Here is a 24,342-nt window from a genome sequence, read left to right as displayed (position 1 = left end):
ACGCACAAGAGACCAATAAAATGGCCAAATTTACCAAGACTCTGATCGCTGCCGGTCTGCTGGCTGCCTCCGCCACTCCGGCCTTTGCTGCCGATTACAGCGGCGACATCCACAAGAACGACTACAAGTGGTTCCAGTTCAACGTGATGCACACCATCGACCAGCTGCCCTACAGCGAGTCTGAAGGTGGTTACAACGATACCTACTTCGAAATGGAGTTTGGTGGCCGTTCCGGTATCTTCGATCTGTACGGTTACGTCGACGTCTTCGACATCTTCCAGAACCGTCACGACGACAAGCACAACCAAGACAACCTGTTCATCAAGTTCGCACCGCGTATCTCCATCGATGCCATGACCGGCAAAGATCTCTCCTTCGGTCCGATCCAGGAAGTCTACATCGCCAACCTGGTCAACGTAGGTGGTCCGGATGGTCTGTTTGAAGCCATGACCGGTCTTGGTGCCGACGTACAAGTGCCCTGGTTCGGCAAAGTTGGCATGAACCTGTATGCACGTCACGTCAACGAAGGCGGTGGCGAGCAGGGCTGGAACGGCTATCAGTTCTCCATGAACTGGTTCAAGCCTTTCTACACCTTCTCCAACGGCAGCTTCGTAGCCTATCAGGGTTACCTGGATCACCTGTTTGATGCCAAGGACACTTCCACCGACGGTACCGCCATGTTCAACGGCCTGTACTGGCACTCCGACCGCTACGCCGTCGGTTACGGTCTGAAGTACTTCAACGACATCTACGGCATCCAGAACGGTTCCTACGGTCTGAAGACCACTGGTTTCGGCCACTACTTCTCCGTGACCTACAAGTTCTAATCGAACCTGTCGTCGACGGACACAAAAAACCGGAGCCATGGCTCCGGTTTTTTTATGGCCTGATACAGGAACAAGGGGAGAGACTCGCCCTCCCCGCCCAAATCAGTCGCGGAAGTTCTGGAACTGCATCGGCTGGCCCAGCTCGGCGCCACGCACCAGAGCCATGGTCTCCTGCAGATCGTCGCGCTTCTTGCCGGTGACCCGCACCTCGTCGCCCTGGATGGCAGCCTGCACCTTGATCTTGGAATCCTTGATCAGCTTCACCAGCTTCTTGGCGACTTCCTTGTCGATCCCTTGCTTGAACTTCACGGTCAGGTGGAAACGCTTGCCGGAGTGAACGCTGTCACCCACGTCCATGGAGCTGTTTTCGATCTGGCGCTTGAGCAGGGCGCCGCGCAGGATCTCGACCATCTGCTTGAGCTGGAAATCCGCGTCAGCCTCCAGTTTCACCTCTTCCTTGTTCAATTCGAAGCTGGCTTCCACGCCACGAAAATCGAAACGGGTCGCCAGTTCACGATTGGCGTTATCGACGGCGTTCAACACCTCGTTCATTTTGACTTCAGAGACAATATCGAATGACGGCATAGCCGGGCTCCTCATGCTGTACTTCAGGTTGTACTTATCGGTGGGCAAATCTACCAGAAAACGGGCAAATTTGCTGATTTCGATAGGATTGCTCTGCTAGAATCCCCTGCGCACAGGAATGGTGAGACCCGTTAGTGTCCACCAAGCGACCTCTTCCCTTATCCCGGTAGGCGGTTGACCGGATTGCAGCCCTTACCTTGATCGAGCCTCTCCATGCCAAGCGGATTACGCGACAACAACCTGAAAACACACCGTCACCCTGTCTCTCCCGAGTGGACCCTGCTGGGCTGCGGTGCTCTGGGCGGCGTCTTTGCCTCCCTGCTGACCCAGAGCGGCCAGCCGACCCGCGTCCTGCTGCGCGAACGGCATCGCGCCACCCTGCACCCCGGTATCGACTTCACCTCCCTCGACGGTCACACCCAGCTCCTCGCCATCGAACGCGGCTTCATCGACAATCCAGGCAGCATCAAGCGCCTGCTGGTGATGACCAAGGCAGGGCAGGTGGTATCGGCCCTGGCCCCCCTGGTGGGTCAGCTGGCAGCAGGAGTACCAATAGTGTTGCTGCACAACGGCATGGGCATCGCCGAACAGGTGGTCACGCTCTTCCCCCACAACCCGGTGATCGCCGGCGTCACCAGCCACGGCGCCATGCAGAGCGGCCACTTCGTGTTCCGCCACACCGGCAAGGGCGAAACCTGGCTCGGCCCTGTCAACGAGGCGGCCAAGGCGCACGCCTATCTGGCGGACGAGCTCGCCAGTGCCCTCGGCCAGGCTGGCTGGGATGAGCAGATCCTGACCCGCCAATGGCAGAAGCTCGCCGTGAACTGCGCCATCAACCCGCTCACCGCCCTCTACAAACTCCGCAATGGCGAGCTGACGGGCCCGCGTTTTGCCGACGTCCTGCAGCAGATCTGCGTGGAGGTGGCGGATGTGATGCAGGCCGAAGGCCAGCCGACCGCCAGCGACGAGCTGCTGCGCCGCGTCATGATGGTGGTGGAGCTCACCGCCGACAATTACTCTTCCATGTATCAGGACATGGAGCAGGGTCGTGAGACCGAGATCGAGGCCATCACCGGCTTCCTGCTCGGCAGGGCCGCGGCGCATGGCATCGCGGTGCCGGTCAACCAGGGCCTCTATCAGGCCATCAAAGAGAAACAGTGACCCTGGCCGACCGGCCTGCGGTCGAGGAGCGAGCCATGAGCGTACTGGTATTGGTGGCCCCCGGGTCGGAAGAGATAGAGACGGTCGCCATCGTCGACACCCTGGTACGCGGTAGCATCGACGTGGTGCTGGCCTCCTGCTGCCCTACGGGAGCACGCCAGATCCGCGCCTCCCGGGGTGTACAACTGGTCGCAGATTGCCATCTCGATGAGCTGACCCGCCGCGATTTCGAGGCCATGGTCGTGCCGGGCGGTCTGCCCGGCAGCGAAGTGATCCGCGACACCCCTCTCGCCATCGACCTGCTGCGGGAGCAAGCCCAGCTCGGCCGCTGGCGCGCCGCCATCTGCGCCGCCCCCGCCGTGGTGCTGCACCATCACGGCTTGCTGGGGGATGCCAGCGCCACCTGCCATCCGGGCTTTCAGGCCCGCCTGCCCGCGGCGCAGCTGAGCACGGCCCGGGTGGTGACCGATGAAGCTCATCGCCTGATCACCAGTCAGGGCCCGGGTACCGCCATCGAGTTCGCTCTCGAGATAGTACGGGTACTACGAGGTGACGAGGCCGCCCGCGCGGTCGCAGGCCCCATGGTTCTCCCCCCTTCGGTATCGCCATAACCGCATCAGGCATTCCCCTTGGAACGACAGAGCCCCCTTGCCACTGGCAAGGGGGCTCTGCTATCAACCTTGTCCCTCAACTGCCGTACTGGCGCTGCATGCGCAGGGCGACATTGACCAGGGCGATCAGCACGGGCACCTCCACCAGCGGGCCGATGACGCCGGCGAAGGCCTGATCCGAACTCAGGCCGAACACGGCGATGGCGACCGCGATAGCCAGCTCGAAGTTGTTGCCTGTGGCGGTAAAGGCGATGGAGGCGTTCTTGTCGTAAGGGATGCCGAGCCGCTTGCCGATCAGGAAGCTGGCAAAGAACATCAGCACGAAGTAGACCACCAGCGGCACCGCCACCCGCAGCACGTCCATCGGCAGCTCGACGATCATCTCCCCCTTGAGGCTGAACATCAGCACTATGGTGGCCAGCAGGGCGATCAGGGTGATGGGGGAGATCGCCGGGATGAAGCGCTCGCGATACCACTGCTCCCCCTTCGCCCTGACCAGGTATTTGCGGCTCAGGAAGCCCGCAAGGAAGGGGATCCCCAGATAGATGAACACGCTCTTCGCGATGTCCAGCATGGTGATCTCCACCGCGAAGCCCTGCAGGCCGAACAGGGGCGGCAGGACAGTGATGAAGAGCCAGGCCATGAAGCTGTAGGTGAGGATCTGGAAGGCGCTGTTGAGCGCCACCAGGCCAGCCCCGTACTCCTTGCTGCCGCCGCCGAGATCGTTCCACACCAGCACCATGGCGATGCAGCGGGCGAGACCGATCAGGATAAGGCCCACCATGTAGCCCGGCTCGTCATGGAGGAACACCAGGGCAATCACGAACATCAGGATGGGGCCCACCAGCCAGTTCATCACCAGCGACAGGGTGATGGCGCGGCGATCCCGGGTCATGGCGCCCATGGTGCCGTAGTTCACCTTGGCGAGCGGCGGGTACATCATCAGGATGAGGCCGATGGCGAGCGGTATGTTGGTGGTGCCGACCGACATGGCCTCGTTCCACCGGGCGACCTGGGGGAAGAGGTAGCCAATCCCCACCCCCAGGGCCATGGCGACGAAGATCCAGAGTGTAAGGTTGCGATCGAGAAAACTCATTTTTTTGCTGACGGGCAGGTCGCCGCAGGGGGCGGTATTCATCGGGCGTCTCCGTGAAGGGATGAAACGGGGGGCTGATGGCGGGGCAGTCCGAGGGAGATCAGCGCCGCCAGCAGGATGAAGAGGGTGGAGATCCAGAGGCAGGCCTCGAGGCCATACAGCTGGAACACCAGCCCGGAGAGCAGGGTGCCGAGCAGGCGCCCCAGGGCATTGGCCATGTAGTAGAAGCCCACATCGAGCGATACACCGTCAGCGCCGGCGTAGCTGACGATGAGGTAGCTGTGCAGGGAGGAGTTGATGGCGAACAGGGCGCCGAACACCATCAGCCCCCCCACCAGCGTGAAGGCAGGATGCACCCCGTGGTGGAGCGCCAGGGCAATCAGGGCCGGGATCAGGGCCAGCGACAGCGCCCAGCCCATGGCCGCCTTGCCGTCGGGCACCCGCCCCGTCCGCTTGCCGGTAAAGCGCGGCGCCTGGGTCTGCACCACGCCATAGGCGATGATCCAGAGCGCGAGGAAGCCCCCCACAAACCAGTGATCCCAGCCAAAGCTGGAGGCGAGGTAGACGGGCAGCGCCACCACGAACCAGACGTCCCGGGCGCCGAACAGGAACAGACGGGCCGCCGACAGGGTGTTGATGGCGCGGCTCTTGGAGAAGATCTCCCTGAACTTGGGCTTGTTCCTGGCCTTGCCGAGCTCCCGCGTCAGGGTGAGCATGCTGACGCACCACACCAGCGCCAGGGCCAGGGCCATGGCCAGCACGGCCCCCTGGAACCCGAGCAGGGTCAGCAGGGCCCCCCCGAGGAAGAAGCCCATCCCTTTCAGGGCATTCTTCGAGCCCGTCAGGAGCGCCACCCACTGGTAGAGCTGCCCCTGTGCCTCCCCCGGCACCAGCAACTTGATGGCGCTCTTGGCACTCATCTTGTTGAGATCCTTGGCGATCCCCGAGAGTGCCTGGGCCGCCATCACCCAGGGAACCGTCAGCCAAACCGACGGCACCAGCAACATGGCGAGCGCCACCACCTGCAAGGCCAGCCCGATGTTCATGGTGCGGTTGAGCCCGAGGCGAGCCCCAAGCCAGCCCCCCACCAGATTGGTCACGACCCCGAAGATCTCGTAGAAGAGAAACAGGGTCGCGATGGCCAGCGGGCTGTAACCCAGGCCGTGGAAGTAGAGCACCACCAGCATGCGCAGGGCGCCATCGGTCAGGGTGAAGGCCCAGTAGTTGCCGGTCACCAGCAGATACTGGCGGATCTCGGGGGAGAGGCGGGTCGCTGCCATGGCCGGATTATCCTTGCGCCTTGTCCATCTGCCCCACCATGCGCATCAGCTCGGCGGTGCGGTTGGCATAGCCCCACTCGTTGTCATACCAGGCGTAGATCTTCACCTGTGTCTCATTGATCACCATGGTGGAGAGGGCATCTATGGTGCAGGAGCGCGGATCCGTCCGGTAATCCACCGAGACCAGGGGACGCTCTTCATAGCCCATGATCCCCTTGAGCTCGTTCATGGCCGCCCCCTTGAGCAGGCCGTTGACCTCGGCCTCCGTGGTCGGGCGACTCACCTCGAACACGCAGTCGGTGAGGGAGGCGTTGGCGAGGGGCACCCGCACCGCATGGCCGTTCAACTTGCCCTTGAGCTCGGGGAAGATGTGGGTGATGGCGGTGGCGGACCCCGTGGTGGTGGGGATCAGGCTCAGGCCGCAGGCCCTGGCACGGCGCAGGTCGGCGTGGGGGGCATCCAGGATGGTCTGGGTGTTGGTGATGTCGTGGATGGTGGTCATGGATCCGTGCCTGATGCCGAGCTGCTCGTGGATCACCTTGACCACGGGTGCCAGGCAGTTGGTGGTGCAGGAGGCTGCGGTCACTATGGGGTGCAGGGCCTTGTCGTAGAGGTGATGGTTGACCCCCATGACGACGTTGAGGACCCCCTCCTCCTTGACCGGTGCCGTGACCACGACCCGCTTCACCCCCTGCGCCAGATAAGCGTCAAGCAGGGCCTTGGTCTTCATCTTGCCGGAGGCCTCGATCACCACGTCACAGCCGGACCAGTCGGTCTGGCCTATCTCCTTGTTGCGAGTGCAGAGGATGCGATGGTTACCGATCACCATCTCGTCCCCCTCGCTGCTGGCTTCATGATGCCAGCGGCCATGGACCGAATCGAAGGTGATGAGGTGTGCCAGGGCGGCCGCATCCCCGGCTGGGTCATTGATGCGCACGAACTCCACGTCTTCCCAGTCGAAGGCGGCGCGAAACGAGAGGCGGCCCATGCGGCCAAAGCCGTTGATACCTACTTTGATGGTCATGCTGTTTTCCTTAACCGGCGAATGAATAGTGACTGTTGAGGTAGTTAACATGCGGGGTCAGGGTCAGTGCCTTGGGACGCAGCCCCTGCACCATCCCCTTGACCACAGCGGGGGCATAGCCCGCCTCCAGCAGCAGGATGGCCGCCATCAGCCCGGTACGGCCCGAGCCGCCGCGGCAATGGATCGCCAGGGTCTGGCCTGCGGCAAGCCGTGCCAGCAGATCTGCCTTGTGACTGGCAAAGGCCTGACTGAAGGGCGCCTCGGGGGCGCAGTCGTCCTCCACCGGCAGATGGAACCAGGCCAGCCCCAGGGCAGCGCACTCGGCGGGCATGGCATCGGCCTGGAACTGTGCCAGCTCGGCACTCGGCATCAGGGTGACTACCGCATCAGCCCCGGCGGCTTGCAGGGTCTTGAGGGAGGCTTGCAAGGAAGCCTCCTTGGTGCCTGGGCAGGGAGTGAAGATAAGGCGGGCGCCATTATCCAGGTTCAGTGTGTCGAAAGGGTGCATGATAAACGGCGACTCCGTGGCTCGTTGAAACGTCATATTGATGAAAAACGGTGGGTGCGCAAGAGCCCCGAAAGGCCCCTGGATGTCACCCGACAGCCATCTCCTCCGGGTGGACGGGATGGCATAAGGCGTGCAGCTCCCGGGCCCCGACCGGCTCGACCGCCAGCAGGGGCACCACGGCATAGCGCCGGGCATGCTCCCCCTTCACCGCCGCGATATATGGCTGCTGGTGACGGGCACGCCGGCGCAGCATGGGGGAGCGCACGCCGACCGGGGAGAGCATGTGGTTCACGACCCAGGCCCAGGGCTCGATGCCGGCACGGCGCAGGTCCGCCTGCAGGTTGGCCGCCTCCTGCACCGGGGTGGGTTCGGGCAGGGTGACGATCATCACCTTGGTCTGTTTCGGGTCTTGCAGCTGCATCATGGGGGTGGTGAAGTGCATCCCCTTGCTGCCCATCTGCCGGGCGATCTCCCTGTGGTAGGCCCCGGTCGCATCGAGCAGCAGCAGGGTATGGCCGGTCGGCGCCGTGTCCATCACCACGAAACGCCTGCCGGCCTCGCGAATGATCCGCGAGAAGGCCTGAAACACGGCGATCTCTTCGGTGCAGGGGGAGCGCAGATCCTCCTCCAGCAGGGCCCGGCCCTGGGCATCCAGGCTCGCCCCCTTGGTGGCCAGCACCTGGGCACGGTAACGCTCGGTCTCGGCGCGGGGGTCGATGCGGCTCACCGCCAGGCTGGGCAGCGCGTCTGCCAGGGTTTCCCCCAGATGGGCGGCGGGATCGGACGTGGTGAGATGCACGGGCAGCCCCCGGCTCGCGAGCTCCACCGCCACCGCGGCCGCCAGGGTGGTCTTGCCGACGCCCCCCTTGCCCATCAGCATGATGAGCCCGTGGCCGTCGGCGGCCAGCTCATCCACCAGTTGCTGCAACCCGGGGTGCCGGGACGGCGCTGCCCCGACGGCGTCATCCCCCTCTTCGGGCCTGCTCTCGGGCACGCCACCGAGCAGCTGGCGCAGGCTATCCACCCCGACCAGGTTGGTCGCGAGCAGCGGTACCCTGTCTTGGGGCAGCCCGGTCAGCAGCGCCGGCATCTGTGCCATGGCCTGCTGCTCTCGCTGCCAGACGGCGGTGGCCAGGGGGTCATCCACCCGCTCCTCTTGCGGGAAGATGCCATTGATGACCAGCTGCTGGTTGGCAAGGCCGATGGCCGCCAGCTCGTCGTGGGTACGCGCCACCTCCCGCAGGGTGGAGGCCTGCGCCCGGGCCACCAGGATCAGCCGGGTCTTCTGCCCGTCCGACAGGGCGGCGACGGCGTGTGCGTACTGGCTGCGCTGCTTCTCCAGCCCCGCCAGCGGCCCAAGGCAGGAGGCATCCCCCTTGCCCTGCTCCAGAAACTCGCTCCAGGCCCCCGGCAGTTGCAGCAGACGGATGGTGTGCCCCGTGGGGGCCGTGTCGAAGACAATGTGGTCGTATTGCCCCACCAGGTTATCGTCGGTCAGCAGGGCGGTGAACTCGTCAAAGGCGGCGATCTCCGTGGTGCAGGCACCGGAGAGCTGCTCCTCTATGCTGCGCACCACGCTCTGGGGCAGTTTGCCGCGCACCGGGCCGACGATCCGCTCCCGGTAGGCCCTGGCGGCGGCTTGCGGGTCGATCTCCAGGGCCGACAAGCCGTCGACGAGAGGAAGCCGGGTGATCCGGTTGCCGATCTCGGCATCGAACACCTGGCCGATGTTGGAGGCCGGATCCGTGCTCACCAGCAGCACCCGCTTGCCGTTGTCACACAGGGCAACCGCGGTCGCACAGGCGAGGGAGGTCTTACCCACCCCGCCCTTGCCGGTGAAGAAGAGAAACGGGGGGGCATCCGTCAGAAACGAGTAATGCATCAACGGGGACATCATGGACTCCTCACGACAAACGACACAACCACCATCCGGAATGCCTGTGCGGCACTCCCCCTTAACAGCAACCGTTGCTGCCGGTGCAGCATCCGCTCTTGACGATCCCCTTGATGGCGCTCTGCGGCGCGGGCAGGCCGGCGTAGCGGGCCAGCTCTGCCCGGCTGGGGTAGCGGCCGGTGAGCACCACCTGGCCATCCACCAGCACCAGGGGCAGCCCCTCTTCTCCCGCATGCGTCAGGAAGGCGCTGACCGCCGGCGTCTCGGCAAACTCCATGGGCTGCTGGGCCAGGTTGAAGCGCTCGATGGCGGCGCCCTGCTCCCTGGCCCAGGCCAGGTCGGCGGCAACACTCACCAAGGTCTGATCTACCTCGGCACCGCACACGCCGCTGGCGCAGCACAGTGCCGGATCGAATATCTGGATGACGGACATGGCATTACTCCTTGTTGCAGCATGGCTGCGCAGGCAGTACATGGGGCGAGCAGCCGGACTCGGCCCTCATCACCCCGCAGGCTTCCGGATGCCCGGCACAACACTCCTCGGTGAGATAACCGATGAGGTCCAGCATCAGGGGAATGTTCGCGCGATAGCGCAGGAAGCGCCCCTCCTGCTCCACCGACAGCAGCCCGGCGTGCAGCATGGCCTTCAGGTGGAACGAGAGGGTATTGGGGGCGATGTCGAGTTCGCTGGCCAGCTGCCCGGCCACCTGTCCCTCCAGCCCGGCTTTGACCAGCAAGCGCCACACATCGAGGCGAATGCCGGATGAGAGGGACTCGAATACCTTGGTGGCGATCTCTTTGTTCATGCAGCTTCCCCCTTCACTCACGCTATGATTCAACTATACAAGTATTATTGAAATGATCAAGGTGACAGCGGCCCATCCTCCATGCCCTCACCCCTTCTTGTCACGCACACAGCACTCCTCATGGAGAAACGCGATGACCTGCTCAAGCACATCGTATTGAGAGACGCACAGGAGCGCGCAGCCTTCCCGATTCTGCGTGACCAGCCCGACGCAAACCTGCGCAGCGATGTGATGACTCAGAGTCGATGGGGGAGTGGCCATCCGGGCTACCTGACTCAGGGTGTGTTTGCCGCCCTGGTCTGAGGCAGGCAGCGCCCCCTGTGGGAGAGGGAAGATACTGGCGCAGAGGACGGGGCAATCGAAGCGAAAAAAACAATAAGGAATCAGTGAGATAGCAGCCCATCCAGGCAAGCCAGATACACTATCCATCCACGCAGCTCGTGCGTCCCGAATCGGCCCATCCCCGTTCAACCGATGCGGTGACCGGAGTCATGGCTTGCCGCCAGGTAGCTGGAGGGGCCAGGAAAGCAGGAAGGTGGTGCCGCCCCGCTCACCGGGTTGGCAGGTGACGCTGCCGCCGTGGGCCTCGGCAATGGCCTTGACCACGGCGAGTCCGAGCCCGCTGCCGCCGCTCTTGCGCGAACGTGACGGATCTCCTCGGCGAAACGCCTCGAAGATATGGGCGGCGACCTCCTCGCTGATGCCGGGCCCCTCGTCTTCCACGCTCAGGACGCACTGGGCGCCCGAGCGATGCAGGCGCACGGTCAGCAGGCCAGGCACCGCGTGCTTCTGGGCATTCTCCAGCAGCGCCATCAGGGCCTGACGGATGCGAAGTGCATCGCAACAAACAAGGAGTTCGGTATCGAGCTCCCCCTTGAGGGGGAAACCGCTCGCGGCCAGAGAGGCGGCAAACGCCTCGAGCACCACGGCAAGCTCGTCTGCCAACCTGCTCTCCTCTCGTTGCAACTCCAGGTGGCCGCTGTCGTTGAGACTAAGCACCCGCAAGTCTTCGATCAGGTGGGTCAATCCCTCCACCTGACGCAGCAAGCCTTCAAAGAGCGCACGCTCTGGCGGAAATACCCCTTCGGCCAGCCCCTGCAAGCGGCCGCGCAAGACGGTCACCGGGGTGCGCAATTCGTGGGCGATGGCGGCATTCCAGAACTCCCGCTCCCGGGTCATGCTCTGCAGCCGTTCGGCCATGGTGTTGAAGTCGCGCACCAGTTGCGCCGTCTCCCCGATCGCCTGCTCATCCAGCGGCACGCGCGCATCGAGTTTGCCCTCTGCCACCTCGCGCAGGCTGTTCGCCACCGAATTGAGCGGGGTCAGGATGCGCCGAGAGAGGCGCACCGCCACGTACAGCGCCACCCCCAATGCAATCAGAATGGTCGAGCCAATCCAGATCATCTCGACCCTGGAGGGTATCCAGCTCTCGGAGATGCTGCCAGGCACATAGGTCACGGCAATGGCGTAGAACACATAGGTGCCGATCACCGCGAGGGAGATGATGCCGAGCGCCATCAGCCCCAGGGAGCGGATGATCTGCCTGCGCAGGCCGGGGGCCGATGTCATGCATCGCCCCCGAAGCGATAGCCTACGCCCCAGACACTGGCGGGCACCCCCTGGATGCCGTGCGCCTCCAGCTTCTTGCGCAGCTTGCTGATGTGGCTGTCCACCGTGCGCTCCTGGGTATCCCCCTCCGGCAGGCAGTGGGTCAGCAGTTCGGCGCGGCTGAACACCCGTTTCGGCGCCCGCATCAGGGAGGCGAGCAACTTGAACTCGGTCAGGGTCAGATCCAGCACCAGTTGCCCGTCATCGCGGCAAAGGCTGGCCTCGTGGCTCTCCAGATCGATCTCGAAGGGGCCGACCCGCAACACCCGGGCCGTGGCCTGTTTTGCTGCCTGGCTGCGTCTGAGCACTGCCTGTACCCGGGCCACCACTTCAGCCGGATTGAAGGGTTTGACCACATAGTCATCCGCCCCCATGCGCAGCCCCATCAGCTTGTCGAGGTCCTGATCCAGGGCGGTCAGCATGATCACCGGCGTGTCGCCACGGGCCCGGATCTCGCTGAGCACCTGCCAGCCGTCGAGCTGCGGCATCTGCACATCCAGCAGCAGGAGATCGGGTTTGCATGTCTGGTGCATGGCCAGGGCTGCGCGGCCATCGGCGGCATGCAGGGTACGCAAGCCTTGGCGTTGCAGGTAAGCGGCGAGGATGTCGGCGATCTCGGCTTCATCCTCTGCAATCAGTACCAGTGACTGGGCCGCCGGGCTGGCGGAGGCAGGAAGATACGACATGGTCGGCCTCGAAAATGGTGGGTTTGAACTTTATCACCGCCTCCATGGATTCTCCACAAAGCCTCGAATCATTCGCAATAGCCCCTCTCCATAATGCCCGCTCGATGTGCTCTCGCGGCAACACCATGCCGGGGAGACGGTTTAACGAGGTGAGTATGATGTTTGTCAGACAGCGGTATGCGGGCGCTCTGCTCGCCGTCATTGCCGTATTCGGGTTGGCCGGTTGCGATGGGGCGCCGCAAGCGCAAGACGCGCCGGCCCTTCCTCAGGTGTCGGTGATGACGCTGGCAGGACAGGACCTGGTCATCAGCGAGGATCTGCCCGCCCGGGTGGCCGCGGTGCGCAGCGCCGAAATTCGCGCCCAGATAAGCGGCATCGTGCAGCGCCGCCTGTTCGAGCAGGGCGCCGAAATCGGCGCAGGCACAGTGCTGTTCCAGATAAACCCGGCCCCCTTCAAGGCGGATGTCGACAGCGCCGCCGCGGCATTGCAGCGGGCCGAGGCCGTGCTGGCCCGCGCGCGCATCCAGATTGACCGCCTGGTGCCGCTGCTGCGCACCGAGGCCATCAGCCGCCAGACCTATGATGACGCCGTCTCCCAGCGGGATCAGGCTGCCGCCGACGTGGCTCAGGCCAGGGCGGCCCTGGCCCGGCACCAGCTGAACCTGCAATTTGCCAGCGTGGAGGCTCCCATCGCCGGACGCATCGATCAGGCGCTGGTGAGCGAAGGGGCCCTGGTGTCCCCCACCGATGCCACCCCCATGGCCAGGATCCAGCAGATCGATCAGGTCTACGTCGATGTGCGTCAACCTGCCTCGGTACTGGACACCCTGCGCCAGCAGGCTGGTTCGACGGCACCTGAACTGACGGTGGAGATCCTCGGCAGCGACGGCAAGCCGCTCGGCATGCAGGGGCACATCCTCTTCTCCGGCATCGAGGTGGATGCCGGGACCGGCGACGTGCTGCTGCGGGTGCTGGTGGACAACCCGGAGCGGCGGCTCTTGCCCGGCCTCTACGTACAGGCACGCATTCCCCGTGCCCGCTATGCCAACGCTCTGAGCGTGCCCCAGCAAGCCGTGGTGCGCACATCGGGCCAAACCAGCGTGTGGGTGCTGGATGCCAATGGGCAGGCACAACAGATAGCTGTCACAACCGGTGAGCTGGTGGAGCGCCAGTACCGCATCGCGTCCGGGCTCAGCGCCGGACAACGGGTGGTGATCGAAGGGATAGACCGCCTGACCCCGGGTGTTCAGGTTATTGCCCACCCCTGGCAGCCCCTTGTTGCCGGCCAGCAAGCCGGCACCCACACCCGCTGAATCGGAGACATTTCATGCCGCAGTTTTTCATTCATCGCCCGGTGTTTGCCTGGGTGATCGCCCTCTTCATCGTGCTGGCGGGGGTCATCGCCATCCCCAAGTTGCCCATCTCCCGCTATCCCTCGGTGGCGCCGGTGTCGGTGACCCTCTATGCCACCTATCCGGGCGCCACGCCACAGACCCTGAACGATGCGGTGGTGAGCCTGATCGAGCGCGAGCTGTCGGGGGTCAAGAACCTGCTCTACTTCGAGTCGTCGGTGGACGCCTCGGGCAGCGCGCAGATCACCGCCACCTTCAAGCCGGGCACCGACCCCGAGCTGGCCCAGATGGACGTGCAAAACCGCATCAAGGGGGTCGAGCCTCGCCTGCCACAGGCGGTGCGGCAAAACGGCCTGCAGGTGGAGTCCGCCTCTTCGGGTTTTCTGATGATGGTCGGCATGACCTCGCCGGATGGCCGCTTCGACGAAATTGCGCTGAACGACTACATGGCGCGCAATATCGTCCAGGAGCTGCGCCGCATCGAGGGGGTGGGACGGGTGCAGTTGTTCGGCGCCGAACAGGCCATGCGCATCTGGGTGGATCCGGGCAAGCTCGCCGCCTACGGGCTGACCATCAGCGAGGTGGCGCAGGCCATCGAGCAGCAAAACGTGCAGATTGCACCGGGACGCCTCGGCGATGAACCCGCCCTGCCGGGGCAGCGTGTGACGGTGCCCCTTACGGTTCAAGGGCAGCTGACGACCCCAGAGGCGTTCGCCGCCATAGTGCTGCGGGCAGGTGCCGATGGCGCCAAGCTGGTGCTGGGTGATGTCGCCCGGGTCGAGCTGGGGGCGCAATCCTACGCCTTTGCCAACCGCGAGAACGGGGTGGCCGCCACCAGCGCCGCCATCCAGCTCTCCCCGGGTGCCAACGCCGTGCGCACCGCCGATGCGGTGCGCACCCGTCTCGCCCAGCTCGCTCCCACCCTGCCGGCGGGCATGGCCTACTCGATCCCGTTCGACTCGGCCCCCTTCGTCAAGGTCTCCATCGACAAGGTGATCCACACCCTGCTGGAAGCCATGGTGCTGGTGTTCCTGGTGATGTTTCTCTTCCTGCAGAACCTGCGCTACACCCTGATCCCGGCCATCGTCGCCCCCATCGCGCTGCTTGGCACCTTCGCGGTGATGCTACTGGCCGGCTTTTCCATCAACTCCCTGACCATGTTCGGCATGGTGCTGGCCATCGGCATCATCGTCGACGACGCCATCGTGGTGGTGGAGAACGTCGAGCGCCTGATGGCCACCCAGGGGCTCTCGCCCCGAGAGGCGACATCGCGGGCCATGAAGGAGATTACCGGGGCGGTGATCGGCATCACCCTGGTGCTCACGGCGGTGTTCATTCCCATGGCATTCGGCAGCGGCTCCGTGGGGGTCATCTACCAGCAGTTCACCCTGTCGATGGCGGTGTCGATCCTGATTTCCGCCTTCCTCGCCCTGACCCTGACGCCTGCGCTCTGCGCCACCTTGCTGCGTCCGGTCAGCCCGAGTCATCATGAGAAGCGCGGCTTTTTCGGTGCCTTCAACCGGGGCATCGAGCGCCTCACGGTGGGCTACGGCGTTCGGGTCACCCGGCTGGTCGGGCGCAGCGGACGCATGATGGCGGCCTTCCTTGCCCTCTGTGCCGTGCTGGCCATCGCCGCCGCCCAGCTACCCTCCTCTTTCCTGCCGGACGAGGATCAGGGCTACTTCATGACCTCCATCCAGCTGCCGACCGGCGCCACCAGCGAGCGCACCCTGGCCGTCATCAAGGAGTTCGAGGCCCATGTGGCTTCTCGCAAGGCGCTCGACACCAACCTGGTGGTGCAGGGCTTCAGCTTCTCCGGCGCCGGCCCCAATGCGGCCATGGCCTTCACCATGCTCAAAGACTGGGACCAGCGTCATGGTGCCACGGCTGCCGAAGAGGCAGAGCTGGCACAAGCCGCCATGGCCAACAGCAAGGAAGGCACAGTGATGAGCCTGCTGCCGCCCGCCATCGACGAACTGGGCACCTCTTCGGGTTTCACGCTCTTCCTGCAAGACAGGGCCAATCAGGGGGAAGCCGCGCTGCTGGCCGCCCAGGCGCAACTGCTGGCACTGGCCGCCCAAAGCGAGGTGGTGAGCGATGTCTATCCGGACAGCCTGCCCCCCGGCGAGAGCATTCACCTCGAGATCAACCGGCAGAAGGCCGAGGCCATGGGACTCTCGTTCACCAGCGTGAGCAGCACCCTGTCGGCGGCGATGGGGTCGCTCTACATCAACGACTTCCCTAACGGCGGGCACATGCAACAGGTCATCCTGCAGGCCGATGCCAAGGCGCGCATGCAGCTTGATGACGTGCTCGGTCTGCGGGTGCGCAATGCCAGCGGCGGCATGGTGCCCCTGCGGGAGGTGGTGACGCCGACCTGGCGCCAGTCGCCGCAACAGATGATGCGCTTCGAGGGCTTCCCCGCCGTGCGTCTCTCCGGGAGCGCCGCCCCCGGGGTTTCCAGCGGCGCCGCCATGGCACAGATGGAGCGACTGATGGCACAGCTGCCGCCGGGATTTGCCCTGGCCTGGACGGGCCAATCGTTGCAGGAGCGCCAGTCGGCGGCGCAAGCCCCCCTGCTGATGCTGCTGTCGGCGCTGGTGGTCTTCCTAGTGCTGGCCGCGCTCTACGAGAGCTGGTCCATCCCGCTCTCCGTGATGCTGGTGATCCCCCTGGGCCTGCTCGGCGCCGTGGCGGCGGTGATGTTGCGCGGCATGCCCAACGACGTCTTCTTCAAGGTGGGCATGATCACCATCATCGGGCTGTCGGCCAAGAACGCCATCCTCATCGTGGAATTTGCGCGCCAGTTGCACGGCGAAGGACGCACGCTGCTTGATGCCGCGGTGACCGCCGCACGCCTGCGTCTGCGCCCCATCCTGATGACGTCGCTCGCCTTCACCCTCGGCGTGGTGCCGCTGATGCTTGCCAGCGGCGCCAGCGCGGAGACCCAGCATGCCATCGGCACCGGCGTGTTCGGCGGCATGATCAGCGGCACCCTGCTGGCCATCTTCTTCGTGCCGGTCTTTTTTGTCTTCATCATCGGGGCGCAGGAGCGCCTGCAAGTCTGGCGGGCCAGACGAGCCACGCAGCGGGGAGCGTCATGATGTTGCCCCCTGATGTCTGGCGCTCGGCAATGCCGGCTGGGGGCTGCAGGGAGTGGCTCTCAGCCCTCGGTCTGACGGGTACTTCCAGTGTCATCACGGGTGCTGTGGTGGCGGCCATTGAAGGAACAGGTGGGTGGGAGAGCCCCGCTCAGGTTGTCACTCAATGACACCTGCATGTGACTCGCGAATACGAAAAAGCCCACCTCAATCAATGAGGTGGGCTCTGATGTGTGGCGGAGGGGGTGGGATTTGAACCCACGGATGGTCGCCCATCGCCGGTTTTCAAGACCGGTGCATTCAGCCGCTCTGCCACCCCTCCGCAGCAGTGCGACGCATATTACCCATGCCCCCCGCCCTTGTAAATCCCCACCCTGTTTGTTTGCCCATTTATTGGGCTAAATGGCGCACAAAACCGGCCAACTCACGCCAGAAGGGGGTTTTTCAGACGGATGGCTTGACTTGAAAACAGAGTCACCCACTATAGTCACCACTACAATTCCCCCCAGACAAGATGGACTTATGAGAATCAAACGTGCCCTGTTCGCCGCCCTGAGCGGCGCGACCCTGCTTGCCGCCCCGGTGCAGGCGAGTGAGCTGACCAAGAGCGATGTCGAGCAGATCGTGCGCGACTATCTGGTCAAGAATCCGGAAATCCTGGTCGAGATGTCCAATGCCCTGCGCGCCAAGCAGGAGAGCCAGCAGGCCGAGAATGACAAGACGCTGATCGAGGCCCACGCCAAGCAGCTCTTCACCAACAAGGATCCCGAGAGCGGCAACCCCAAGGGCAGCCTGACCGTGGTCGAGTTCTTCGACTACAACTGCGGCTACTGCAAGCGCGCCCACCCCCTCGTCCAGCAGCTGCTCGCCGAAGACAAGGACATTCGCTACGTCTACAAACAGTTCCCCATCCTGAGCGAGACCTCCTACTATGCCGCTCGTGTCGCCCTGGCGGTGCAGCTGGGCCAACCGGACAAGTATCAGGCCTTCCACGACAAGCTGTATGCCCATCAGGGACCGCTGGCCGATGAGGCCCAGGTGAAACAAGTGGCACAGGCGGCCGGCATCGACTGGAGCAAGGTCGAGGCCAAGTTCAAGGATGGCAGCATCGATCAGAACCTCGGTACCAACCGGGCGCTGGCCGAAGCCCTGGCCATCTCGGGCACCCCGGCATTCATCATCGGCGATCAGATCCTGCGCGGCGCACCGCGAGATCTGGCGAGTCTCAAGGAGATCGTCAAGGACGTGCGGGCCGGCAAGCGCATCCAGTAAGCCCGCGCTCTCCATAGAAAACGCCCCGGCATGGCCGGGGCGTTTTGTTTCCGTGGTGCCCTGGGGTCCCCCATCAAGGAGGGAGCGAGGGACGGGGATTCAGACCTGGTAGCCGTTGGGGTTCTGACTTTGCCAACGCCAGGTGTCCACCATCATCTGTTCTAGGCCCCGCTCGGCCTGCCAGCCCAGCTCGTCACGGGCCAGGGTGGGTTCGGCCCAGCACTCGGCAATGTCCCCCGGGCGACGGGGCTTGATCTGGTAGGGAATGGCACGGCCACTCGCTGCCTCAAACGCCTTGACCATCTCCAGCACCGAATAACCCTGACCGGTGCCGAGGTTGTAGGTGAAGACGCCGGTATCGCTCTTGATACGGGCCAGCGCCTTGAGGTGACCGATGGCGAGATCCACGACGTGGATGTAGTCGCGCACCCCGGTGCCGTCCGGCGTCGGGTAGTCATTGCCAAAGACCCCCAGCTCCTTGAGCTTGCCGACACCGACCTGACTGATATAGGGCAGCAGGTTGTTGGGGATGCCGTTGGGATCTTCCCCGATGAGGCCGCTCTCGTGGGCACCGACCGGGTTGAAGTAGCGCAGCAGCACGATGGCCCAGCGGGGATCGGATTTGGAGAGATCCCGCAGGATCTCTTCGACCATCAGCTTGGAGCGGCCATAAGGGTTGGTGGCACTGGTGGGGAAGTCTTCTCGCAGGGGCACAGAGGCCGGATCCCCATAGACGGTGGCGGAGGAGCTGAACACCAGGCGGAAGACACCCGCCCTGGCCATCTCCTCGCACAGCACCAGGGTGCCGGTCACGTTGTTCTGGTAGTAGGTGAGCGGGATCTGGCCGGACTCCCCCACCGCCTTCAGGCCGGCGAAGTGAATGACCGACTCGACCTTGTGCTCGGCAAACAGGCGCTGCAGGCAGGTCCGGTCCAGAATGTCTCCCTCCACGAAGGTGACCGCCTTGCCGGTGATCCGCTCGACCCGCTTGAGGGACTCCGGCGAGGAGTTGGAGAGGTTGTCCAAGACCACGACCTGCTGTCCGGCGTTCAATAGCTCAACCAGGGTGTGGGAGCCGATATAACCGGCGCCCCCGGTGACCAGAATTGTCATTGTCTATCCCGTTTTCTGTTGCAACTGGAGCGAGTTTACTCGCCCGGCTCCGGCGGGAAAAGCAGGAGATACCCATGACTCCCTCAATAGTCGAGGCCGATATCCCCCCTGGCGGTGCAGGAGCAGGCCAGTGCCACCCCGCTCTCCAGATCCTGCGCGCTCAAGGTCATCACACTCTGGCGCTCGATCTCCCCCGTGGTGGTGCAGCGACAGGCGCCGCATACCCCGGCGCGGCAGGCCGCCATCATGGTCTCCCCCGCCCCCTCCAGTGCCGCCAGCAGGGTCTGGCCCGGCAGTATCTTCACCTTCTTGCCGCTCTTTTTCAGGGTCAGCCAGAAGTGGTCGCTGCCGGTGTCCACTGGCGCCGCGCTCGATGCACCAGCGGGCAGACCGAAGGACTCCTGGTGGAGCTGCTCAGTCGGCAGCCCGAGCGCTGCCAGCATGGTGCTGACCGCTTCCATGTAAGGGGCCGGGCCGCACAGATAGACATGGCGGCTCAAGAGATCCGGCGCCAATTCCTTGAGCATCTCCGGCGTGAGCCGGCCTACCCAGGGGTGCTCTGAAGGGGCTTCTTCCAGTATCAGGGCATGGCGCACACCGGCATGGGCCTCGGCCAGCGCAGCGAGTCCATTTGCGAAGATCACGTCCTCGGGGGATCTGGCGCTGTGGATAAAGCGGATATCCGCCTCGGGCCGCCTGGCGAGCTCGTCCCGCAGCATGGCCCACATGGGGGTGATGCCGGAGCCGGCACTCAGCAGCAGCGGCCGCTCGCAGGGCAGCGCGGTCAGGTTGAAATCGCCGAAGGGGCCGTCCACCCGGATCTCGTCCCCCACTTGCAGGCTCTGGTGCAGGTGGTGGGAGACCAGCCCCACGTCCTTGATGGTGACCTGCCAGAAGGGGTCCTGCGGGCTGGAGGAGAGGGTGTAGGCGCGGCAGTGGGGCTGACCATCAATCTCGGTGTGCAGGGTGACACACTGGCCGGCCAGCACGGGGGGCAGGGTGCCTTCCAGCGGAACAAACCGCCAGCTCGCCACGTCGTGAGTATCCGCCAGGCGGCCAACGCAGCGCAGGGTGAAAGAGGTGGAAGTCATCGCAAGGCTCCTCTTGTTGAAAGAATGGCGTCGAAAAAAGGCGAGCCATCAGGCTCGCCAAAGGCTTACAACATGCTGAGCGTGTCAGGCTGTGTCTCGAGTCAGGCCGCCAGGATCTCGGCGAGATCCGCCTCTGCCGTCGTGGTGCCCTTGAGACCGAACTGCTCCTCCAGCACCTTGAGCAGGGCCGGGGTGAGGAAGGCCGGGGCGGTCGGGCCGGTACGGATGTCCTTCACGCCGAGCGCCAGCAGGGTGAGCAGGATGACGATGGCTTTCTGCTCGAACCAGGAGAGCACCAGGGTCAGGGGCAGATCGTTGACGCCGCACTCGAACGCCTCGCTGAGCGCCAGCGCCAGCTGGATGGCGGAGTAGGCATCGTTGCACTGACCCACGTCCAGCAGACGGGGAATGCCGCCGATGTCGCCAAAATCGAGCTTGTTGAACTTGTACTTGCCGCAGCCCAGGGTGAGCAGCAGGCTGTCTTGCGGCACCGCCTTGGCAAACTCGGTGTAGTAGGCGCGCTCGGCGCGATCGCCATCGCAACCGCCCACCAGGAAGAAGTGGCTGATTTCCCCGGCCTTGACCTTGTCGATCACCGCCGGGGCCGCCTGCATCAGGGCGTTGCGGGCAAAGCCGATGGTGATGAAGTGCTCGAGCTCAACGTGCTTGAAGCCGTCCAGCGCCTGGGCCTTGGCGATAACGGCGGAGAAATCTTCCCCTTCCAGATGAGTCACGCCGGGCCAGCCGACGATGGAGCGGGTGAAGATGCGATCACTGTAGTTGCCCACGTTCGGGTCGATGATGCAGTTGGAGGTCATCACCACGGCGCCCGGGAAGTTCGCGAACTCTTTTTGCTGGTTCTGCCAGGCAGAGCCGTAGTTGCCCACCAGATGCGGGTACTGCTTGAAGAAGGGGTAGGCCAGGGCCGGCAGCATCTCGCCGTGGGTGTAGACATTGATGCCGGTGCCAGCGGTCTGCTCCAGGATGAGCTTGAGATCCACCATGTCGTGGCCGGAGACCAGGATGCACTTGCCCGGCACCGGGGTGACGCGAACCTGGGTCGGTTCCGGATGGCCGAAGGCGGTAGTTTCACCGAGATCCAGCATCTCCATGATTTTGAAGTTGAGCAGGCCGATGTCCATGGCGCACTTGAACAGAGGATCCAGATCGCAGGGGTCAGAGCCAAGCCAGCTCATGATGCGGTGGAATTCGGCGGCGACCCCGGCATCCTGCTGATCCAGCACCCGGGCGTGCTCCATGTAGGCGGCGGCGCCCTTCAGGCCATAGAGGCAGAGCAGGCGCAGCCCCATGATATCCTCGTTGACCTCGTTCTTGCCGCGGTTGACCGCGGTCTGGGGCGCCTGGGCCAGCTGTTCCAGCAGCTCGCTACCCGGCTCGAAGCGAGCCGCGGCGGGCAGCTCGTCAACATTCACGGCCAGCGGTGCCAGCCTGGCAGCCAGCTGCTGGCGATAGGCCAGGGCCTGGTTGACGTAGCCAACGATGCGGGCGGAGTCGAAGTTGACGTTGGTGAGGGTGGCGAAGAAGGCCTTGGGCACGAAGGCGTCGATCTCGCTGTCGATGATGCCGTGCTCGCGGGCGGCCAGCGCCCAGGCGCTGAGGCCCTGCAAGGTATAGATCAGCACATCCTGCAGATCCGAGGTTTCGGCCGTCTTGCCGCACATGCCCTGTGCATAGGCGCAGCCGTTGCCTGCGGGGGTACGAATCGTCTGTTCACATTGCACACAAAACATCATGCCTCTCCTAATTGGACATTTCAGTTGTTTGTTTTGTGGCGATTCTATTCCTCCGGCCCGAAACTTAATAGGCATTCAATTTACCAATTAATATTTCATTGATGCAGATCAAAAACAAAAAAGCCGCCCAAAGGGCGGCAAGCGGGTGGATAAATGGAGAGACAACTCAGGGATCGGGTAGTGGAGAAACGGGCCGGATCAAGGTGCCGCCCCCTCTTTCAAAGCATCAGGCCAGGTAGGCTCGCAGCATCCAGACCAGTTTCTCCTGCTGCTGTACATAGTCGGAGAGGATGGACGCCGTCCCCTCGTCACCGGCTTCGGCGGCCTGACCCAGGATGCGGCGCTGGGCCACCAGCAATTCGCGGAAGCTTTCCAGCAGGGATTCGATACAGGCACGGCCATCGTGCAGCCCTTTCTGCTCGGGGATGGCAGAGACGTTCAGGTAGTCGCTGAAGCTGTGCAACGGCACCCCGTCAAGGGTGAGGATACGCTCCGCTAAAGCATCGACTTTGAGCAACAGATCGTTGTAGATCTCCTCGAACTTCAGGTGCAGCTCGAAGAACTGGTGGCCACGGATGTTCCAGTGAAAACCACGGACGTTCATGTAGAGGATCTGGTAGCTTGCCAGCAGCTTGTTCAGCTCGGCGGCCAGGGCCTGTGATTGAACGGTATCAAGACCAATGGGGCTCTTCATGATTCACCTCCAGGTGGTAAGCATTATCGGGAATGAGGTCAGCATATCCCCGCATAGACTCAAAGGACAATCGTCCCTCCCTTGCTGATCAATAGTGACTGGCTATCGACAACAAGAGAAAGTCACCCCGTCATCGCTCAAGCCGCTCGATATAGAGGATCACCTCGCCGAGGTGAATGCCGAACTTGCTGATCGCGGCACGGTTGACCAAGCGATCTTCATCCAGCAGGTACATCCAGTCATCGAAGCTCACCCGCACCACCTCGCCATCCAGCAACGCCAGATCGAGTTGATAGCGCCAGTTGAGAGCAAAACCGGCGCTCTTGCCCACGGCCTCTCCCACCACGTCGGCGGCGGTGCCACGCCAATGACCGTCCGCCCCCTTGCTCAAAAACCAGGTGCGGGTCTGCCGACGGCCATCATCGAAGTAGAACTGCTCGAACAGCTCCCCCTTGCCCTCTCGCCAGCGCCCCTGCATCTCGACCCGAAAGCGACTGGTCACTTCGCCGCTGCGGTCCGTCACCAGGCCGTGGGCCACCAGCTTGCCATCAAAGAAACGGGCGAGATCCCAGCCCGGCTGCTGCCCGCGATAATCCTCGAGACTGGCGCCACAACCGGAGAGCCAGAGCAGCGGCAACAGCATCAACAGACGACAGGTACGCTTCAACGACATGGAGAACTCCATCAGGATTGGCCGCGCAGGCGGCGTGTCAGGGCGGGATCCCGGCTGTCATCGGTCAGCCAGATGGCAAGAAACGCGGGGGCGAAAGCGGGATCATCGAGGGTACCGAGCAGCCGTTCACGCAACCAGAAATGACCTCTCCCTTGCGCGTCCACATAGAAAACCAGCCTGTCACCGGGGACCACATCCGGCCAGAGAGTGGCCAGTCTTGCCAGCCAGCGTTGGCGCTCACTCTCGCTACCAAGGCCGAGCCGCTGCCACTCGGCGGCGGTGGCTTCCAGCAGATCCTGGCGCTCGATGGCCCTTGCATAGGTGAGGCTGAGAGCCTGGGGATAGCGCCCCGGCTGATAACGGCCGCTCTCGCTGTAGAGGGTGGCGTCATAGAGCTTGAACCAGAGCCAGCGCATCTCCCCCTGCCCCACGGTGCGCAGTCCCTGCCAGGGGGGGGCAGAGCCCTGGGCGGTTGCCAACAGGGGCAGAGTCAACACTGCCAGCAGCAGGCTAGTTCCACCCCATGTGCCAACGGGCGGGATCCTCCAGTTCATGCCAGTCCATCTCCTGTTCTTGCAGGGTGTTGATATCCTGCATCACCACGCTCGCCAGCTGCCCACGGGCATCGCGCTGACAGGCCACCACCAGATAGAAACGCTCGGCCAGCTCGCACTGGCCATCCCTGGTCCACTTGGAAAACAACAAGGCGTCGGTCGAAAAGGTGTTCATCTCGTCTCACCCTCCAGCTTGACCGTTACCCACAGGAGTACGGGTAACCACCACATCCAGATCACTGCCAGCAGTGCAGTGCTGATCCAGATGCCCCAGGGTAAGTTTACTGCCCCCATGGCGGCCCCCGCCATATAGGAAGAGGCGCCCCCCACCATGCCGAACAGCCCCTGCTGCCAGCGCGGCAGGGGGCGAAGCCAGCGCAGGCCGTGGGAGAGGGTCAGGGCGAAACCGCACCAGAGCAGCACCAGCCAGAGCGGGAAACCGGACGGGAAGTGAAACAGGCCGAGCCCCCAAAGCAGGATGTCGAGCAGACAGCCAGCCAGGGCAACGGGAATGAGCCGCCAGTCCTGCTGGCGGCGGGGGGAGAAGAGAAAATGGAGCAGCAACATCCCCAGCAGCAGGCCCGGTTGCTGCCATTTCACCGCCAGCAACCAGTAAAGGTTGAACCCCAGCAGGTGGGCCCACTGCCACATG

25 protein-coding genes and 1 tRNA gene are annotated in these 24,342 nt (G+C 63.8%); 7 read left to right on the top strand and 19 right to left on the bottom strand.

Features of this window, described 5'->3' with window-relative positions:
* Positions 1-20 precede the first annotated feature (20 nt).
* Positions 21-827, top strand: coding sequence for an outer membrane protein OmpK (locus J9885_RS03140; RefSeq protein ID WP_043758617.1), 807 nt, complete (start codon positions 21-23; stop codon positions 825-827).
* A gap of 102 nt (positions 828-929) precedes the next feature.
* Here J9885_RS03140 and J9885_RS03135 read toward each other — a convergent pair whose 3' ends face one another.
* The gene (locus tag J9885_RS03135; protein ID WP_010673357.1) at positions 930-1,412 is read right to left on the bottom strand and encodes a YajQ family cyclic di-GMP-binding protein; all 483 of its coding nucleotides are present in this window, start codon (positions 1,410-1,412) and stop codon (positions 930-932) included.
* Positions 1,413-1,625: 213 nt separating this feature from the next.
* On the opposite strand from J9885_RS03135, the gene J9885_RS03130 reads away from it, so the two are divergent.
* Together J9885_RS03130 and J9885_RS03125 are read left to right on the top strand one after the other, a co-directional pair.
* Complete coding sequence (locus J9885_RS03130) at positions 1,626-2,573, top strand: 2-dehydropantoate 2-reductase (protein ID WP_210548071.1); 948 nt, start codon at positions 1,626-1,628, stop codon at positions 2,571-2,573.
* Between the two features lie 35 nt (positions 2,574-2,608).
* A complete protein-coding gene (locus J9885_RS03125) occupies positions 2,609-3,184 on the top strand; it encodes a DJ-1 family glyoxalase III (RefSeq protein WP_210548070.1) in 576 nt (191 codons plus the stop codon).
* 76 nt (positions 3,185-3,260) lie between these two features.
* Here J9885_RS03125 and arsB read toward each other — a convergent pair whose 3' ends face one another.
* The 7 genes from arsB to J9885_RS03090 all read right to left on the bottom strand — a co-directional run bounded on the left by arsB (position 3,261) and on the right by J9885_RS03090 (position 9,792).
* Positions 3,261-4,322 carry an ACR3 family arsenite efflux transporter gene (gene arsB / locus J9885_RS03120; protein WP_210548069.1) on the bottom strand — a complete coding sequence of 354 codons (1,062 nt, stop codon included), beginning with the start codon at positions 4,320-4,322 and terminating at the stop codon, positions 3,261-3,263.
* Positions 4,319-5,560, bottom strand: coding sequence for an organoarsenical effux MFS transporter ArsJ (gene arsJ, locus J9885_RS03115; protein ID WP_210548068.1), 1,242 nt, complete (start codon positions 5,558-5,560; stop codon positions 4,319-4,321). Before arsJ ends, arsB begins: the two co-directional genes overlap by 4 nt.
* A 7-nt stretch (positions 5,561-5,567) precedes the next feature.
* Positions 5,568-6,584 (bottom strand): ArsJ-associated glyceraldehyde-3-phosphate dehydrogenase, encoded by a 1,017-nt coding sequence (locus tag J9885_RS03110; protein WP_210548067.1) that lies wholly within the window; start codon positions 6,582-6,584, stop codon positions 5,568-5,570.
* Between the two features lie 10 nt (positions 6,585-6,594).
* Positions 6,595-7,092, bottom strand: a complete 498-nt coding sequence (locus tag J9885_RS03105) for a tyrosine-protein phosphatase (RefSeq protein WP_231557816.1) — start codon at positions 7,090-7,092, stop codon at positions 6,595-6,597.
* An 85-nt stretch (positions 7,093-7,177) separates the two neighbouring features.
* Entirely contained in the window at positions 7,178-8,986 is a 1,809-nt protein-coding gene (gene arsA, locus J9885_RS03100) for an arsenical pump-driving ATPase (RefSeq protein WP_210548066.1), read from the bottom strand.
* Positions 8,987-9,047: 61 nt separating this feature from the next.
* Positions 9,048-9,419 carry an arsenite efflux transporter metallochaperone ArsD gene (gene arsD / locus J9885_RS03095; RefSeq protein WP_210548065.1) on the bottom strand — a complete coding sequence of 124 codons (372 nt, stop codon included), beginning with the start codon at positions 9,417-9,419 and terminating at the stop codon, positions 9,048-9,050.
* Between the two features lie 4 nt (positions 9,420-9,423).
* On the bottom strand, positions 9,424-9,792 hold the full coding sequence (locus tag J9885_RS03090; RefSeq protein WP_043758581.1) for a helix-turn-helix domain-containing protein: 369 nt from the start codon (positions 9,790-9,792) through the stop codon (positions 9,424-9,426).
* 120 nt (positions 9,793-9,912) lie between these two features.
* Here J9885_RS03090 and J9885_RS03085 point away from each other — a divergent pair, with 120 nt between their 5' ends.
* Entirely contained in the window at positions 9,913-10,095 is a 183-nt protein-coding gene (locus J9885_RS03085; protein ID WP_210548064.1) for a hypothetical protein, read from the top strand.
* Between the two features lie 186 nt (positions 10,096-10,281).
* Here the strand turns inward: J9885_RS03085 and J9885_RS03080 are convergent, their stop codons facing one another.
* Positions 10,282-11,361 carry an ATP-binding protein gene (locus J9885_RS03080; RefSeq protein WP_210548063.1) on the bottom strand — a complete coding sequence of 360 codons (1,080 nt, stop codon included), beginning with the start codon at positions 11,359-11,361 and terminating at the stop codon, positions 10,282-10,284.
* Positions 11,358-12,086 carry a response regulator gene (locus J9885_RS03075; RefSeq protein ID WP_210548062.1) on the bottom strand — a complete coding sequence of 243 codons (729 nt, stop codon included), beginning with the start codon at positions 12,084-12,086 and terminating at the stop codon, positions 11,358-11,360. Before J9885_RS03075 ends, J9885_RS03080 begins: the two co-directional genes overlap by 4 nt.
* A 155-nt stretch (positions 12,087-12,241) precedes the next feature.
* Here J9885_RS03075 and J9885_RS03070 point away from each other — a divergent pair, with 155 nt between their 5' ends.
* Complete coding sequence (locus tag J9885_RS03070; protein ID WP_210548061.1) at positions 12,242-13,399, top strand: efflux RND transporter periplasmic adaptor subunit; 1,158 nt, start codon at positions 12,242-12,244, stop codon at positions 13,397-13,399.
* A gap of 14 nt (positions 13,400-13,413) precedes the next feature.
* Positions 13,414-16,542: a multidrug efflux RND transporter permease subunit gene (locus J9885_RS03065; RefSeq protein ID WP_210548060.1), complete on the top strand. Its 3,129-nt coding sequence runs from the start codon at positions 13,414-13,416 to the stop codon at positions 16,540-16,542.
* A gap of 231 nt (positions 16,543-16,773) precedes the next feature.
* Here J9885_RS03065 and J9885_RS03060 read toward each other — a convergent pair.
* Positions 16,774-16,861, bottom strand: a tRNA-Ser gene (locus J9885_RS03060).
* A 200-nt stretch (positions 16,862-17,061) separates the two neighbouring features.
* Here J9885_RS03060 and J9885_RS03055 point away from each other — a divergent pair.
* Positions 17,062-17,811, top strand: coding sequence for a DsbA family protein (locus tag J9885_RS03055; RefSeq protein WP_210548059.1), 750 nt, complete (start codon positions 17,062-17,064; stop codon positions 17,809-17,811).
* Positions 17,812-17,910: 99 nt separating this feature from the next.
* Here J9885_RS03055 and galE read toward each other — a convergent pair whose 3' ends face one another.
* The 8 genes from galE to J9885_RS03015 all read right to left on the bottom strand — a co-directional run bounded on the left by galE (position 17,911) and on the right by J9885_RS03015 (position 24,341).
* Positions 17,911-18,924, bottom strand: a complete 1,014-nt coding sequence (gene galE / locus J9885_RS03050; protein WP_134696908.1) for a UDP-glucose 4-epimerase GalE — start codon at positions 18,922-18,924, stop codon at positions 17,911-17,913.
* Between the two features lie 83 nt (positions 18,925-19,007).
* A complete protein-coding gene (locus tag J9885_RS03045) occupies positions 19,008-20,015 on the bottom strand; it encodes a hybrid-cluster NAD(P)-dependent oxidoreductase (RefSeq protein ID WP_210548058.1) in 1,008 nt (335 codons plus the stop codon).
* Positions 20,016-20,116: 101 nt separating this feature from the next.
* Positions 20,117-21,766, bottom strand: coding sequence for a hydroxylamine reductase (hcp, locus tag J9885_RS03040; protein ID WP_210548057.1), 1,650 nt, complete (start codon positions 21,764-21,766; stop codon positions 20,117-20,119).
* Positions 21,767-21,995: 229 nt separating this feature from the next.
* The gene (locus tag J9885_RS03035; RefSeq protein ID WP_210548056.1) at positions 21,996-22,463 is read right to left on the bottom strand and encodes a Dps family protein; all 468 of its coding nucleotides are present in this window, start codon (positions 22,461-22,463) and stop codon (positions 21,996-21,998) included.
* A gap of 130 nt (positions 22,464-22,593) precedes the next feature.
* A complete protein-coding gene (locus tag J9885_RS03030) occupies positions 22,594-23,136 on the bottom strand; it encodes a DUF3833 domain-containing protein (protein WP_210548055.1) in 543 nt (180 codons plus the stop codon).
* A gap of 11 nt (positions 23,137-23,147) precedes the next feature.
* Positions 23,148-23,690 (bottom strand): chalcone isomerase family protein, encoded by a 543-nt coding sequence (locus tag J9885_RS03025; RefSeq protein ID WP_210548054.1) that lies wholly within the window; start codon positions 23,688-23,690, stop codon positions 23,148-23,150.
* Positions 23,647-23,865: a TIGR02450 family Trp-rich protein gene (locus J9885_RS03020; RefSeq protein ID WP_043758546.1), complete on the bottom strand. Its 219-nt coding sequence runs from the start codon at positions 23,863-23,865 to the stop codon at positions 23,647-23,649. Before J9885_RS03020 ends, J9885_RS03025 begins: the two co-directional genes overlap by 44 nt.
* Positions 23,862-24,341 (bottom strand): DUF2878 domain-containing protein, encoded by a 480-nt coding sequence (locus J9885_RS03015; RefSeq protein ID WP_210548053.1) that lies wholly within the window; start codon positions 24,339-24,341, stop codon positions 23,862-23,864. The genes J9885_RS03020 and J9885_RS03015 overlap by 4 nt, the downstream gene beginning before the upstream one ends.
* Position 24,342 lies beyond the last annotated feature (1 nt).

It is taken from the genome of Aeromonas sp. SrichE-2G (assembly GCF_017939565.1).
GTDB lineage: Bacteria > Pseudomonadota > Gammaproteobacteria > Enterobacterales > Aeromonadaceae > Aeromonas > Aeromonas taiwanensis.
Note: the sequence above shows the minus strand (reverse complement) of the source record. Positions and strands in the feature narration are given on the sequence as shown.

What these genes read in the sequence shown, in the direction of transcription:
- J9885_RS03140 (WP_043758617.1), top strand. Translation starts at nt 21, where the DNA reads ATGGCCAAATTTACCAAGACTCTGATCGCTGCCGGTCTGCTGGCTGCC.
- J9885_RS03135 (WP_010673357.1), bottom strand. Translation starts at nt 1,412, where the DNA reads ATGCCGTCATTCGATATTGTCTCTGAAGTCAAAATGAACGAGGTGTTG.
- J9885_RS03130 (WP_210548071.1), top strand. Translation starts at nt 1,626, where the DNA reads ATGCCAAGCGGATTACGCGACAACAACCTGAAAACACACCGTCACCCT.
- J9885_RS03125 (WP_210548070.1), top strand. Translation starts at nt 2,609, where the DNA reads ATGAGCGTACTGGTATTGGTGGCCCCCGGGTCGGAAGAGATAGAGACG.
- arsB (WP_210548069.1), bottom strand. Translation starts at nt 4,322, where the DNA reads ATGAATACCGCCCCCTGCGGCGACCTGCCCGTCAGCAAAAAAATGAGT.
- arsJ (WP_210548068.1), bottom strand. Translation starts at nt 5,560, where the DNA reads ATGGCAGCGACCCGCCTCTCCCCCGAGATCCGCCAGTATCTGCTGGTG.
- J9885_RS03110 (WP_210548067.1), bottom strand. Translation starts at nt 6,584, where the DNA reads ATGACCATCAAAGTAGGTATCAACGGCTTTGGCCGCATGGGCCGCCTC.
- J9885_RS03105 (WP_231557816.1), bottom strand. Translation starts at nt 7,092, where the DNA reads ATGCACCCTTTCGACACACTGAACCTGGATAATGGCGCCCGCCTTATC.
- arsA (WP_210548066.1), bottom strand. Translation starts at nt 8,986, where the DNA reads ATGTCCCCGTTGATGCATTACTCGTTTCTGACGGATGCCCCCCCGTTT.
- arsD (WP_210548065.1), bottom strand. Translation starts at nt 9,419, where the DNA reads ATGTCCGTCATCCAGATATTCGATCCGGCACTGTGCTGCGCCAGCGGC.
- J9885_RS03090 (WP_043758581.1), bottom strand. Translation starts at nt 9,792, where the DNA reads ATGAACAAAGAGATCGCCACCAAGGTATTCGAGTCCCTCTCATCCGGC.
- J9885_RS03085 (WP_210548064.1), top strand. Translation starts at nt 9,913, where the DNA reads ATGGAGAAACGCGATGACCTGCTCAAGCACATCGTATTGAGAGACGCA.
- J9885_RS03080 (WP_210548063.1), bottom strand. Translation starts at nt 11,361, where the DNA reads ATGACATCGGCCCCCGGCCTGCGCAGGCAGATCATCCGCTCCCTGGGG.
- J9885_RS03075 (WP_210548062.1), bottom strand. Translation starts at nt 12,086, where the DNA reads ATGTCGTATCTTCCTGCCTCCGCCAGCCCGGCGGCCCAGTCACTGGTA.
- J9885_RS03070 (WP_210548061.1), top strand. Translation starts at nt 12,242, where the DNA reads ATGATGTTTGTCAGACAGCGGTATGCGGGCGCTCTGCTCGCCGTCATT.
- J9885_RS03065 (WP_210548060.1), top strand. Translation starts at nt 13,414, where the DNA reads ATGCCGCAGTTTTTCATTCATCGCCCGGTGTTTGCCTGGGTGATCGCC.
- J9885_RS03055 (WP_210548059.1), top strand. Translation starts at nt 17,062, where the DNA reads ATGAGAATCAAACGTGCCCTGTTCGCCGCCCTGAGCGGCGCGACCCTG.
- galE (WP_134696908.1), bottom strand. Translation starts at nt 18,924, where the DNA reads ATGACAATTCTGGTCACCGGGGGCGCCGGTTATATCGGCTCCCACACC.
- J9885_RS03045 (WP_210548058.1), bottom strand. Translation starts at nt 20,015, where the DNA reads ATGACTTCCACCTCTTTCACCCTGCGCTGCGTTGGCCGCCTGGCGGAT.
- hcp (WP_210548057.1), bottom strand. Translation starts at nt 21,766, where the DNA reads ATGTTTTGTGTGCAATGTGAACAGACGATTCGTACCCCCGCAGGCAAC.
- J9885_RS03035 (WP_210548056.1), bottom strand. Translation starts at nt 22,463, where the DNA reads ATGAAGAGCCCCATTGGTCTTGATACCGTTCAATCACAGGCCCTGGCC.
- J9885_RS03030 (WP_210548055.1), bottom strand. Translation starts at nt 23,136, where the DNA reads ATGTCGTTGAAGCGTACCTGTCGTCTGTTGATGCTGTTGCCGCTGCTC.
- J9885_RS03025 (WP_210548054.1), bottom strand. Translation starts at nt 23,690, where the DNA reads ATGAACTGGAGGATCCCGCCCGTTGGCACATGGGGTGGAACTAGCCTG.
- J9885_RS03020 (WP_043758546.1), bottom strand. Translation starts at nt 23,865, where the DNA reads ATGAACACCTTTTCGACCGACGCCTTGTTGTTTTCCAAGTGGACCAGG.
- J9885_RS03015 (WP_210548053.1), bottom strand. Translation starts at nt 24,341, where the DNA reads ATGTGGCAGTGGGCCCACCTGCTGGGGTTCAACCTTTACTGGTTGCTG.